A 12,866-nucleotide genomic window follows, 5' to 3' on the forward strand; every position below is an offset into this window, starting at 1 on the left:
TTTCAGCTGCGTCCGAACAGCCGCTCGATATCCGACAGCTTCAGTTCGATATAGGTCGGCCGCCCGTGATTGCACTGGCCGGAGCCCGGCGTCATTTCCATCTGCCGAAGCAGCGCATTCATTTCCTCCGGCCGGAGCCTGCGGCCGGAGCGCACCGAGCCGTGGCAGGCCATGGTCGCGGCGACATATTCGAGCTTGGCCGAAAGGCCGGAGGCCGTATCCCATTCGGCAATCTCGTCGGCAAGCTGGCGGATGAGGCCCTGCGCATCGACCTCGCCGAGCATCGCCGGCGTTTCGCGTACGGCAATCGCCCCCGCCCCGAAGCGCTCGATTGCAAGCCCAAGCCCTTTGAGGCCCTCGGCATGCACCATCAGCCGGTCGCAATCCTCTTCCGGCAGGTCGACGATTTCCGGGATCAGCAGCACCTGTGATGGCAGCTGTTTCGATTGCAGCGCCTTTCGCATTGCCTCGAAGACCAGCCGCTCATGTGCGGCGTGCTGGTCGACGATGACAAGCCCGTCATCCGTCTGCGCGACGATGTAGTTCTCGTGGATCTGCGCGCGCGCAGCGCCGAGCGGGTAACGCGGCGGCGGTTCTTCGGCTGGTCGGGGCTGCTGCCATGCCTGCGCCTGCGGTTCGGCCCGCGCAGCCGGCATGCTCAGTCCGTCGAAGGACGCCTGCGGCCTTGCGCCAAAGCCGCCGTTTGCCGTCTGAAACGGACGCGATGGGGACGTCCCGGCCGACCATGCGGCTTGCGCTGGCCGCTGATAGCCCGGCTGGAAACCCGACCTGAAGGAGCGCAGCATACCGTCCGCGCCAGTCGTTGCCGCCCGGCTTCCGTCACGCGCCAGCGCCTCGCGCACCGCGCCGACGATCAACCCGCGCACGAGGCCCGGATCGCGGAAGCGCACGTCCGACTTGGCCGGATGCACGTTGACATCCACCAGCGCCGGATCGAGCGACAGCGACAAGACAGCCACCGGATAGCGTCCGGCCGGGATCGTCTCGGCATATGCGCCGCGGATCGCCGAAAGGATCAGTTTGTCCTGGACCGGCCGGCCGTTGACGAAGGCATATTGATGGGCGGAGTTGCCGCGGTTGAAGGTCGGTACGCCGGCAAAGCCGGTGAGAGCGATGCCTTCGCGCTCGGCGTCGAGTTCGATCGCGTTATCGCGGAATTCCTTGCCAAGCACCTGCGCCATGCGCGCCAAATGATCCTCTCCGGTTGCCGGAAATTCGAGCGTGCTGCGATCGGTGCCGGACAGGACGAAGCGCACGCCGGGAAAGGCGATCGCCATGCGCTTGACGACTTCTGTGATGGCCGCCGCTTCCGCCTTCTCTGTCTTCAGGAACTTCAATCGCGCAGGTGTTGCGAAAAAGAGATCGCGCACTTCAACGATCGTGCCCGGATTGGAGGCCGAGGGCCTCAGATGCAGGACCTTGCCGCCGGCAACGGCAATCTCGGTGCCGCCCGCACTATCCTTGCGACGGCTGGAAATACTGAGCTTCGCCACGGAACCGATCGAAGGCAGCGCTTCGCCACGAAAGCCGAGCGTGCGGATGTCGTCAAGCGTCGTGGAAATCTTCGAGGTACAATGCCGCTTCACGGCAAGTTCGAGATCGGCTGCATCCATGCCGGAGCCGTTGTCGCTGACCCGCAGTAAGCCTTTGCCGCCGCCGGACGTGGCGATCTCGATACGGGTCGCGCCGGCATCCAGTGCATTTTCGATCAGCTCCTTCGCCGCGCTCGCCGGGCGTTCGATGACTTCGCCGGCGGCGATCTGGTTGATGAGCGTTTCGGAGAGTTGTCTGATGGCCATGCGCCATTTTCGTGGATTCGCGGGTCCGAGGGAAGGGCGAAAACGCTGCGCCCGTGGACCATGTGTTTTCCCCGTGAATTGGGGGTGCTTAACGTTAAGCCGCCGTTAGGAGAAAGCTGGCATTTTGATCGTACACAACCAGACACTGCTATGAAATCGGACAGATGTGGGACGTGAAGGAATGAGTGCCGGCTTCGAAAAGGCGGACGCATCATCCGTGAGCGATGAGATGCCGGCCGAAATCGACCTGCAGGCTGCGCTCTTCGATGCCTTTTCGGACGGCCTCTCGGCCGCCCTCATCATCTACGACAAGAACGATCAGATGATCTTCGCGAGCCGCCAGGTGCTCGATTTCTTCCCGATTTCGTCCGTGATGCTGAAGCCTGGAACCCGGCTTCGCGATTTTCTCGGCGCCGTCTACGACACCGGCGTGCGTCAGCAATATGCGGCCAGGCAGCCAGGCATACCACTCGGTCGCGAGGATTGGCTGTCCCAGAAGATTGCCTCGCATTGGCGCGAGCGCTTCGAAATCGTCGAGCGCCATGGCAGCGACCGCTGGATCCGTCTGGTCAAGCGTCGTCTGCCGAGCGGCTATTGCGTATCGATCATTTCCAATATTTCCGAGGAGAAGAAGCGTGAGGAGCAGTGGCGCGCCGATCTCGAACGTGTTCAGCTGACCGAGGATATACTCGACAATCTGCCGTTCCCGCTCTTCGTCAAGGATCGCAACCTCACCTACGTCGCCGTCAACATCGCCTTCTGCGAGAAATACCAGACGACTGTCGAGGAGGTGCTCGGCCGCAAGAGCGGGGATCTCTTCTCTCCCGAAGTCGCCAAGCGCTTCGAGGAGAGCGACCGACATGTTCTGGAAACCGGCGAGATGTCCGTCGTGCGGCAGCGGCAGGTCGCCCGCGACGGTTCGGAGCGCGACATCGTCAGCCGCAAGCATCGCATCGGCAAGCCGGGACGCTACTTTATCGTATCCACGATGCAGGATCTGCCGCGCGACGGCGCCGATCTCGACGAGTTCGACCAGGCTACATCCGTCACCACCTCCAGCAGTCAATCCTATCGCCGCGCCTATGTGCCGCTGAATGGCGATCACGAGCGCCGGCCGCCGGCCGCGATGGAAACGATCGTTCCGGAGAATTTCTCCGGCCGCAAGATCCTCGTCGTCACCGGCGACCTCGCTGCTGAAACCGCCGCCCTCCGCACGCTTGCGAAATACGGCTTCGAGGCCTGCTCCGTTCGCGGCGAAGACGAGGAAGAGCGCTTCCTGGAGATCGCAACCTCGTCCGGCATCGCGCTTGATCTTCTGATCGTCGACAATCAGCTGGGCATGCGCTGCCTGGAACTTGCCGGACAATACGGCATCCCGGCGCTGGTCATGGATGGTTTCCAGCTTGCCAATGAGCTTACCTTCCAGATCGCCCGCCACTTCAACCGCAACAACCGCACCGCGCCGGAAGGCGAGGCCGACTGGGAAATCAATACGTCTTCCGAGATGGATTTCCTGGAGGTGCTTGTGGCGGAAGACAACGACATCAACCAGATTGTCTTTTCCCAGATACTGGAAGGACTGGGTTACCGCTACCTGATCGCAGCCAGCGGCGACGAAGCAGTGCGCCTCTGGGCGGAATACAGGCCGCAGATCGTGCTGATGGACATTTCACTGCCAGGATTGAACGGTTTCGAGGCGGCGCGCATGATCCGCCAGATGGAAGACAACCACCCGCATAAGACGCCGATTGTCGGCGTCCTGACGCAGGCATTCGAGCGGGATCGCGACGAATGCGCGAAGGCCGGCATGGATGATGTCATCATGAAGCCGGTCAGTCCAGACATACTGGAAACGCTCTTCCAGAAGCATCTCGCCGCCGAGCCGCTGCGGGCGCACGTCTGAGCGCCGTCAACTCCTCAAATCTGGGGCATCATCTGAGCCGAACGGAGCCGGTTTACTATCGGTTTGTTAAGACTTGCCCGCCATTCTTCCGGGAGGGAGTGACGAAATCTCAGGTTGAATAATGAAGCCAGCGGACATACCCTTCTTGCCTCTGAGCCAGAATGAGCTTCAGGCCATGGCTTACACCGATCCGCTGACTGGGCTCGGCAACCGCCATCGCATGCGCGACAGGGTCAGTCAGATTTCCACGGAACGCGCAAGCGATCCGGCTCCCTTCACCATCGGCATCGCCAACCTCGATTCCTTCAAGCCAATCAACGATCTTTTCGGCTCTGCAGCCGGCGACGAAATTCTCTGCCAGGTCGCCCACCGCCTGAAGGCATGTATACCGGATGGCGCGCTGGTCACCCGCCACGACGGCGACGAATTCGCTTTCGTGCTGCCGCTGATCTTCGAGCGCGCAAGCGCTGAAAAGTTCGGCCAGATGATCCGCGAGGTGCTGTCGGCGCCCTATGATCTCGGCGACCGCAACGTGCGGCTTTCCGCCTCCTTCGGCTTTGCCATCTATCCTTTCGCCGGTGCGGAGTTCGATGAGCTTTTGAAAAGCGCTGAAACCGCTCTCTATCGCTCGAAGCGCCGCGGCCGCAGCCAGATCACCGTCTATTCGCGCGAGATCGCGCAGGAGATGAAGCGCGCAACACAGCTCGAGCAGGCGCTTCGAAATGCCATCATCTCAGACGCCATCGACGTGCATTTCCAGCCGATCGTCTCTCTGTCGAACAATCAGGTGGTCGGCTTCGAGGCCCTGGCGCGCTGGAACGATGCTGACCTCGGCTTTGTTTCGCCGGGCGTTTTCGTGCCGCTCGCCGAAGAGCGCGGCTTCATCGACGCGCTGTCGGAAACCTTGCTTCGAAAGGCTGCCGAAGCGGCACTCTCCTGGCCGCGCGAACTATTCCTGTCGTTCAACCTGTCCTCCGCCCAGCTCATGGATCCAGGCACAAGCAGCAACGTGCTCTCCACCCTCGGCCGCGTCGGCTTAGACCCGCACCGTTTGGAGTTGGAAATCACCGAAACGGCGGTCATGAGTTCCACCGATACCGCCCACCGCATCCTTTCCGAGCTTCGGCAGGCAGGCGTGCGCATCTCGCTTGACGATTTCGGTACCGGTCAATCTAGCCTCGGGCGCCTTCGCGACTTCATCTTCGACAAGGTGAAAATCGACCGCGCCTTCGTCTCGCGCATCAATTCAGACCGCGCCTCCGAGCATATCATCAAGGCGATCCTGACAATGTGCGAAGGCCTCGATCTCGAAGTGGTTGCCGAGGGCATCGAGGATTATTCGGAGGCCGTGAAGCTGCGGTCGCTCGGCTGCGGCATGGGGCAGGGCTACCATTTCGGCAAGCCCGCCGATGGCATCGCCACATTGCGCTTCCTCCACGAAAACTATTACGACTCGGCCGCGATCGATCGCGTGTCGGCCTGAGGCCTGCGCAAGCCGCATCAAAGGCCGTTTCGCGTCGCCGTCAGACGTCACAATCTGTCTGACGTCCATGCGGCAATCGGCCCTGCGCTTTTGACCTCTTCTGTAGAAAACGGCGGCGCCCGATTGGGCACCGCCGCCTACACTATACGCACCGCGCGGGATTATTTATTGGTCGAACCCGTCGCTGTCGGGTCTGACGGCATCGTGCCCGAAGGCGCCGGAGCCTTTTCAGCGGCCAGAGCCTGCAGGGTCTTGAATTCCGGAGCGGCCTTCAGAGATTCTGCCGTCTCCGAGGTCGTCAGCTTCAGGCTGCCGTCCTGCGTGTTCTGGGCAGCGGTGATCTTGTCCATCGGCACTGCAACGTTCTTTTCACCGATACCAATGAAGCCGCCAACACCGATCACAGCAGCAACCAAGCCGCCGTCCTTTTTCATGATCAGGTCGTTGACCTCACCGATGCTTTCGTTCTCGCCGGTATAGACGGACTGGCCAATATAGGAATTGGCGCTGATCTGGTCTGCACCCTGTTCTGTCAGGTATGCGCCTGCCTCGGCCGTATCAGTCGACGGAGCCGGAGCCGGAGCCTGGGCGTCACCAGCCGGAGCGGTTGCATCCGGCATCTTTGGTGCTGCCGGGTCGGCCGGAGCCGTCTGGGTTGCATCGGGGGTAGCCGGCTGCGGTGCAGTCTGCGAGAACGCCGCCGGCGCGAAAGCCGTGGCAAACAGGGCGCCAGCGGCAACGGTCGTCAGAAGTTTGCGTGTCATTTCGAACCTACCTTTGTGTTCCTCGATTGGTCTTAAGCGCGGCCGCCGGTTTTGTTCTTTGGCGTCTTTTTCCGTGCCGGTTCAAAAGGAAAATGACTGGATAGGCTTTTAGTTCCGGGAACGAACACGGAAAGTTCGATGATTTTCGCGGAATTCTATCGAAATGCGTGTGATTTTGACGGCTACAACAAAGCGCGCCGCTTTTTCGATATTGAGCACAGGCTTTCTCGGTGCGGGCGGGCAATCGCGGCATTCATCACCGTTCTGATCGCATTTTCTCCCGGGGACGGGCTCTCAGTTGGACAGGCCATCGAGCAGGCTTGGTCGATGCGCGTCTTTCCATGGCCGAAAGGCTCAAGAAGAACACGGAATTGCCGCAACCGGCGAGCAATCCGTTGGCGATCTATCCCGCCAAAACTGTCATCGACGAAAACCGTTTGCTCGCAATCGTGCTCCGACCCGGAATGAAGATGGACTGAGGGCATTTCGCCCTCAGCTTCTTTAAAACGTCCGCGTTGCGTTGTTCAGAGCAGGTAGACTGGGTCGAAAACGCCTTTTACCGTCACACCAAGCTCCAGCAGCGCGCCAGCTTGCGGCTGCGACGAGCGCGCGGTGTCGTCGAGCCCTTCCCAGGCGGTCGTCACCGCCAGCCGGTCCGCATTGACGCCGATAAAGGCTGGGCAGGAGGGTTGTGCGGCAGGAACCTTGTAACGGGCGATGCGCAGGCCGTCCGGGCTGTACCGGTCGACGACGCCTGCACCCCAGCGCGCGTTCCAGATATAGCCATCCGAATCGCAGACGGAACCGTCGATGCCGCCGGGATCATCCATGCTGTCGACCATGACGATCGGCTCGCCCGTCGGCAGCCCCGTCTGCGGATCGACCATGACGCGCATGAGGCGGCTGATGCGCGTGTCCGTGTAATAGCCAATCGTGCCGTCGGGCGAAAAGCAGATCGAATTGGGAATGCTGATGCCGCTGAAGATCTTCGTCACCCTTCCACCGGCGACGTGGTAGATCGCGCCTGCCTGGGGTTCCGCCCGTTTGCTCATCGTGCTGATCCACAGTGCGCCGGATGGGTGCGTGCGGCCGTCGTTCGAGCGGTTTTCCGGGTTGTCGTTTTCGAATGCGGCGTAGAAGGTCAGATTGCCGCTGCCAATATCGCGGACGAAAAGTCCTTCTTCGGTTGCGAGCAGCTGGCGGTTGGCGTCGATGCGTGCGAGCACGCTCGCCATCATCGGAAGCGGATGCACCTTCTTTTTTTCGGTGCTGAGGTTCAGTTCGTGCAGTTCCTTGCCGAGAATATTGAACCACCAGACGGTGTCGGTATCCGGATCGTAGGTCGGGCCTTCGCCAAGTACCGAACTGGTATTGCAAAGCGTCTTGCCCTCGAACTCGTAAATCTCGGTCATATGCCTACGCTCCTACGGCTGCGTCATAGGCGTAAATGGTGGCCTTGGCGCGCTCGGCAACCTCTGCGGCCGTCATTCCGGGCTTGTAAATGCTGGTGCCGAGGCCGAAGGCCAGAATGCCCGCTTTCGTGTAGTCCGCGAAGTTTTTGTCGGAGACGCCGCCGACCGCCGCGATCACCAGTTCGGGCGGCAGAATGGCGCGGATGGCCGTGATGCCCGAAGGACCGAGCACGCTGGCGGGGAAGAATTTCAGGCCGGTTGCCCCGGCGCGCGCGGCAGCGAGCGCCTCGGTCGGCGTGAAGACGCCCGGCATCGAGACCATACCGTAGCTGCGCGCGCGAATGATGACGTCAGGCTCGACATTCGGTGTGACGAGCAGCTTGCCACCGGCATTGTGAAGGCTGTCGACAGCATCGACCGTCAACACGGTGCCCGCGCCGATCAGGCATTCCGGCGGCGCCATTTTCGCAGCGATCTCGATGGATTTGAAAGGGTCGGGCGAATTCAGCGGGATTTCGATCGCGGCGAGGCCGTTCTCGATCAGCGCGCCGACGACGCTTTCGGTTTCCTGCGGCTTGATGCCGCGGAGAATGGCGATGAGCGGACGCTTCATGGAGGGGAAGGGAATGCGGTTGATCATGAGAATTTCCTCAATTCGGCCAGATAGCTTCGGCGGCGGCCGAAAGCCCACGGCGCACGGCCGTGTCGGCATCGATGACGGTGTACTTTAGAGACAAGAACTTGAAGGCCGTTTCATAAAGGCCCTGGAGGCGGCCGGACGCGACGAGCGTGACAGGCGTGTCGTTCGGTGCGTCGAAAAGCGCACCGGCGATTTCAAGCCCGATCAGAGTGCCGGAAATCCTTGCCTGTGCACCGGCCGCCGTCAATCCGTGAAGAAGCTGGCCCGAGCGGGCGGTAAAGAGAAGGTTCGACGCCATGGCAGGCTGCCTGAAAGCGGCCGAGACTGCCGCTCTGAAGGCGGAATTGTCCGCTTGCGCCGCCTCGGCGCTCGCAACGGCATGCGAGAGGATCGTATGCTTGCTGATGGCGTCGAAGAGTTCGCCAGTCATGAAGGTTGAAAACCCGATCACTTCGCCGTCCTGAACATGAACCCATTTCGAGTGCGTGCCTGGCATGCAGACGGCCTGCAATCCCCTGCTGTCGGGGCCAAGTGCGCCAAGCAGCTGCGTTTCCTCTCCGCGCATGACGTCGGGCGATGCCTTGTCGCGTTGGGCAAGGCCGGGGAGAATACGGACATCCCGGCTTTGGCCCGGAACGGAAACCGCGCCGGTGAGGATCGAGGAGATCGACGCAGGAACGTCGATATAGCCCGCCTCGACCCAGCCCTGCTTGGCGCCGACCATGCCGCAGGCGATGACCGGCACGTTCTGTGGGACCGAGAGTGCGGCAAGGTGCGACGCCAAGACATCGGCAAAGCCGGTCTTGGCCGCCGTCGTCATGCCTTCGCCGCTGCGGCGTTCGCCCAGAATGCTGCCGTCCTTGCCGATCAGCCAGAGCCTGAAACTGCTCGTACCCCAATCCACCGCGACATAAGCGGGATTTGCCATTAGAAAATGCCTCCGTCGACGATCAAGGACTGCGCCGTCACCGCGGCCGCGCAGTCGGATGCAAGAAACAGACAAGGGCCGACGATCGCGTCGCCATGCAGGACCTTCTTCAGGCACTGCCGTTTGATGGTCTGCGCAATGCCTTCTTCGGTCAGCCAGAGCTTCATCTGCCGTTCGGTCACGATCATGCCCGGTAAGATGCAGTTGACGCGGATATTGTCGGGGCCAAGCTTGCCGGCAAGGCTCTTGGTGAGACCGATCACGGCGGCCTTGGCCGTGGAATAGGCCGGGAAGTCCGGCATGTTCAGGAGAAAGGCGATCGACGACATGTTTATGATCGCGCCGCCGCCTGCCGCACGCATGGAAGGCGCAACGGCCTGGGCGGTGAAGAAGACATGGCGGAGGTTTGTCGCCTGGTTGTTGTCCCAGTATTCTTCGGTCACCGTATCGAATTCATGCCGGTCGTCCCAGGCAGCATTGTTGACGAGAACGGTGATCGGCCCTGATTGCGCGACCACCGCATCAACCGTCTGCCGGATCGCGGCGATATTGCGAAGATCGGCCTTGAAGAAATGCACCGGATGTTCCGAATCGCGGGAAAGCCGCATGGCAAGTTCGCGGCTTTCCGTTTCGGCTATGTCGATGAAGGAAACCTTCGCGCCCTGCCGGGCGAAGCCCTCGACGATCGCGGCGCCGATGCCGGAGCCGCCGCCTGTCACGAGCACGCAACGATCCCTGAATTCCGGAAACTGCGCGACTACGCTCGTCACCGTATCCTCCCGTGTTTCCATTATTTGGAACTCAATTTGACTATGTGGAATTATCTGATTACGCTGCCATTCGTGTCAAGGCCGACGGTAGGCGATCAATGGCTCCACGAAAAGATATATCGAGAGAAAGTGAAACGGGGACATTGGGTAAGGCGATGGCGCTGCTCGAGCTCGTGACGCATGCCGAACGTCCAATGCGCTTTACCGATATTCTCGCGCTCGTCGGCCAGCCGCGCGGCACGCTGCACCGCCAGCTCGGTCATCTCGTCGAGGAAGGGCTTCTGGAATTCGACGTAGACGGCCGCTATGCGCCGGGGCTGCGGCTTCTCGATTTGGCGTCGCGAAGCTGGGCGAAGAATGAGTTCCGGCTGATTGCCGAACCGCATCTGCGGCACCTGCAGCAGATGAGCGGCGAGACGGTCCATCTCGGCGTCCTGCGCGAAACCTCCATTATCTACCTCGACAAGATCGAGGGCCAGCAGTCTGTTCGCATGTATTCCCAGATCGGCAATGCCTCGCCCGTCTATTGCACCGGCGTCGGCAAGGTTGCTCTTTCGATTTTGCCGGATGATGCGCTGGAGACGCTGGTGCGAAGCCTCTCCTTCCATAGCTTCACTCCACAGACATTGGTCTCGGCCGAAGCATTGCTGACCGAGGTGGCGGCAATCCGCAAAGCCGGCTTCGCCATCGACCGCGAGGAGCATGAGCCGGGTATCCGCTGCGTCGCGGCGCCAATCCGGATGGAGGATGGAAGCTTTACGGGCGGCGTTTCGATCACCGGTCCGGCTTACAGGCTCACGCTTGAGCGTCTCGAAGAATGGGCTGCACCCTTAAAGCAGACGGCGCAATGCATCGCGGATGCGATGCGCGTCCGTCTCGGCCCGCGCCGATAGCGGCCCACGCGGCGATGCAATCGGCTGGACGCTCTCGCAGAGCGCACTTATGATGAGTGCGATATTGAGATTTGGCTGCGAATCACGCCAACTGCGGTAGTTTGTCAAAACGAATAGTCTCTTCGGCCATTGTATTTCGGCCAGGTTGTTTTTTATTTCATGCTGGCGCGTGGTTGGCTTGCAGGCACACATCGATCTGAAACGGCGCCGCCGCTCTTGAGAAGACGAAAAAGTAGATGACAGCACTGTCACGGGCATCTTTCGATGCAGATGGATACATTCAGGAAGTCGCGGGCCTGAAGACCCAGTTCGATATCTTCCGCTTCATGAAGCGCCTGACGGAAGCCTGCCGAAGCCGCGCGTTCATGGTCCTCAACCTGCCGCCGGTCACGTCATTCGAACTGCAAAGCGCGACGGTGATCACCAGTTGGCCGGCCGAGCTGCTGGCGCTTTATGATCAGGAAAACCTGCTGGTGAGCAGTCCCGTCATACGCCGCCTGCGCACGTCCGCGGTCCCCTTTTTCGTCGACGTGACCAAGGGCCATAGGAGGGATGACGGGAAGACGGCGATGGCCGTGGCGCTTTTCGAGCGTTTCAAGATGATGCGCTGCGCATTTTTCCCGACGCACGAGCCATCGGGTATGCGCGGCGCAGTCTCGTTCGCCGGTGATCGCGAGCCCTTCGCGCCGGAAGAGATGCGCGATCTTTCCTATATCTCGATCCATGTGTTCGACAGGCTTGCCGAAATCCGCAGTCTCGATACGCGCATGACGGATGCGCTGACGGACCGCGAAATCGATTGCTTGAACTGGACGGCGGCGGGAAAGACCAGTGCGGAAATCGCCGATATCCTCAACCTCTCGGAACATACCGTCAACCACTACCTGAACCGCGCAACGAAGAAGCTCGACACGGTCAACCGGACGCAGGCGGTCGCCAAGGCACTGCGCATCGGCATCATCAAGTAACCCTGCTGAAAATATTGGCAGTTTGGCTTAAAAGATGGGCAGGGCCGGGTCTTTCATCCGATGCTACTACTCTCCGTCGCGTTCCGGCCCGTCGCCCCAATTCGCCCGGCGCGCCCATTTGAAGGTGGCGCCGTCGCGTTTGGAGAAGGTGCGCTCGCCCGCCGTCCCGTCGCTTTGACAGAGCTTCAGCCGGATCACTCCGCCCGAGCCCTGAGGCGGTGCGATGATGCGGGCCTGGGCAGCCTCGCCTGCAAAACGGCTTGCGGCGATGAAAATATACTTCTCGTCCTCCCACGGTACGTCCGCATCCTTGACCAAGCGGTGCATTTTCGAGCGGGCGACCCGGCGCGAAAAATGACACCAATCTGGCCGCGCGAGAGGACAGTCCGATGCATGCGGGCAGGGCGCGATCAGATGCGCCCCTTTTGAGAGCAGTAGGTCACGCGCGGCGAGGATGCGGTCCCAACCGGCTGGCGTTCCGGGTTCGATGATGACGATCGTGTCGAGCGTCATCGCCCAGAGCTTATCGATCGACGCGTCGATCTGATGCGGCTCTATCTCATCGAGCACATAGGCGATAGTGACGAGATCGGCGGGCGCAATTTTCGGCAACGCCTTGATAAGATTGCCATCCAGCCATTCCGTCTGAAGGTCGAGCCGCCCCGAGAGGCTTCTTCCGACGTTGCGGATCGCATCGCTTGCCTCCACCATCACGGCGCTTTTGATCTCCGGCCAGCAGTCGGTGGCCGCCCAGAGTGCCGAGCCTGGACCAGCCCCGATATCGACGAAATACTCAGGGGCGAAATCAGGCCGGGCTTGCGAAATCATTTCATAGGCGGCGCGGATCGCGGCATAGGTGGCGGGCAGCCTGGCGGCGAGATAAGCCTTGGCTGCAAGGCTATCGCTGATGTGGAAACTGCCGTCGCGCAGTTCCTGGCGGTAGCGCCTGGAAAGGCGTGCCGCGGCGCGCTTCAGCCCATCGAGCGGCTGGCCCTCCAGCATCTCCTCCACCTGTTCCCGCAAGATCCTTGGCAATTCCATCGCTGTCGCCCGCATTGATCGATCACGCCATACAGCCGGGTGCGATCCATGCCAAGCGGCATATGAAGCGCTTGCCGATCACCATCTGGCACGAGCCTTGCTTCTTATTCCGCAGAGGTCCAGAGGGGACTTTGAAAGAGCGCCAAAAATGAACGGCGCCATCGGTAACCGGCCGCCGGCAGCGTAGATGCATGTCTCCCGCATCCGTTGCCGGCGGCGGTTGTTGCCTTTTTGTAACGGCCCT

General features: G+C 61.1%; 12 protein-coding genes. 5 read left to right on the plus strand and 7 right to left on the minus strand.

The window, feature by feature from the left end; genetic code table 11:
- Positions 1-2: 2 nt before the first annotated feature.
- Entirely contained in the window at positions 3-1,820 is a 1,818-nt protein-coding gene (gene mutL, locus ACW4PC_RS19080; protein ID WP_455874804.1) for a DNA mismatch repair endonuclease MutL, read from the minus strand.
- A gap of 181 nt (positions 1,821-2,001) precedes the next feature.
- On the opposite strand from mutL, the gene ACW4PC_RS19085 reads away from it, so the two are divergent.
- Together ACW4PC_RS19085 and ACW4PC_RS19090 are read left to right on the plus strand one after the other, a co-directional pair.
- Positions 2,002-3,723: a response regulator gene (locus tag ACW4PC_RS19085; protein WP_455874805.1), complete on the plus strand. Its 1,722-nt coding sequence runs from the start codon at positions 2,002-2,004 to the stop codon at positions 3,721-3,723.
- A gap of 118 nt (positions 3,724-3,841) precedes the next feature.
- Positions 3,842-5,206, plus strand: coding sequence for a putative bifunctional diguanylate cyclase/phosphodiesterase (locus ACW4PC_RS19090; protein ID WP_455875064.1), 1,365 nt, complete (start codon positions 3,842-3,844; stop codon positions 5,204-5,206).
- A 161-nt stretch (positions 5,207-5,367) separates the two neighbouring features.
- On the opposite strand, the gene ACW4PC_RS19095 is transcribed toward ACW4PC_RS19090, so the two are convergent.
- Positions 5,368-5,970 (minus strand): PRC-barrel domain-containing protein, encoded by a 603-nt coding sequence (locus ACW4PC_RS19095; RefSeq protein ID WP_455874806.1) that lies wholly within the window; start codon positions 5,968-5,970, stop codon positions 5,368-5,370.
- 320 nt (positions 5,971-6,290) lie between these two features.
- Between ACW4PC_RS19095 and ACW4PC_RS19100 the strand changes: the two genes are divergently transcribed.
- The gene (locus tag ACW4PC_RS19100; protein ID WP_455874807.1) at positions 6,291-6,449 is read left to right on the plus strand and encodes a hypothetical protein; all 159 of its coding nucleotides are present in this window, start codon (positions 6,291-6,293) and stop codon (positions 6,447-6,449) included.
- Positions 6,450-6,494: 45 nt separating this feature from the next.
- Here the strand turns inward: ACW4PC_RS19100 and ACW4PC_RS19105 are convergent, their stop codons facing one another.
- From ACW4PC_RS19105 to ACW4PC_RS19120, 4 genes are read right to left on the minus strand one after another with little or no spacing between them, the layout of a single operon-like run.
- Positions 6,495-7,382: an SMP-30/gluconolactonase/LRE family protein gene (locus tag ACW4PC_RS19105; protein ID WP_455874808.1), complete on the minus strand. Its 888-nt coding sequence runs from the start codon at positions 7,380-7,382 to the stop codon at positions 6,495-6,497.
- Between the two features lie 4 nt (positions 7,383-7,386).
- Complete coding sequence (locus ACW4PC_RS19110; RefSeq protein ID WP_455875065.1) at positions 7,387-8,019, minus strand: 2-dehydro-3-deoxy-6-phosphogalactonate aldolase; 633 nt, start codon at positions 8,017-8,019, stop codon at positions 7,387-7,389.
- 13 nt (positions 8,020-8,032) lie between these two features.
- The gene (locus tag ACW4PC_RS19115) at positions 8,033-8,950 is read right to left on the minus strand and encodes a 2-dehydro-3-deoxygalactonokinase (RefSeq protein ID WP_455874809.1); all 918 of its coding nucleotides are present in this window, start codon (positions 8,948-8,950) and stop codon (positions 8,033-8,035) included.
- On the minus strand, positions 8,950-9,720 hold the full coding sequence (locus ACW4PC_RS19120) for an SDR family NAD(P)-dependent oxidoreductase (protein WP_455874810.1): 771 nt from the start codon (positions 9,718-9,720) through the stop codon (positions 8,950-8,952). Before ACW4PC_RS19120 ends, ACW4PC_RS19115 begins: the two co-directional genes overlap by 1 nt.
- A 98-nt stretch (positions 9,721-9,818) precedes the next feature.
- On the opposite strand from ACW4PC_RS19120, the gene ACW4PC_RS19125 reads away from it, so the two are divergent.
- Positions 9,819-10,613 (plus strand): IclR family transcriptional regulator, encoded by a 795-nt coding sequence (locus tag ACW4PC_RS19125; protein WP_455874811.1) that lies wholly within the window; start codon positions 9,819-9,821, stop codon positions 10,611-10,613.
- 236 nt (positions 10,614-10,849) lie between these two features.
- Positions 10,850-11,581 carry a helix-turn-helix transcriptional regulator gene (locus tag ACW4PC_RS19130; RefSeq protein WP_455874812.1) on the plus strand — a complete coding sequence of 244 codons (732 nt, stop codon included), beginning with the start codon at positions 10,850-10,852 and terminating at the stop codon, positions 11,579-11,581.
- 66 nt (positions 11,582-11,647) lie between these two features.
- Here the strand turns inward: ACW4PC_RS19130 and ACW4PC_RS19135 are convergent, their stop codons facing one another.
- The gene (locus tag ACW4PC_RS19135; protein WP_455874813.1) at positions 11,648-12,622 is read right to left on the minus strand and encodes a small ribosomal subunit Rsm22 family protein; all 975 of its coding nucleotides are present in this window, start codon (positions 12,620-12,622) and stop codon (positions 11,648-11,650) included.
- Positions 12,623-12,866: the final 244 nt, after the last annotated feature.

This window comes from Rhizobium yanglingense (genome assembly GCF_977109285.1).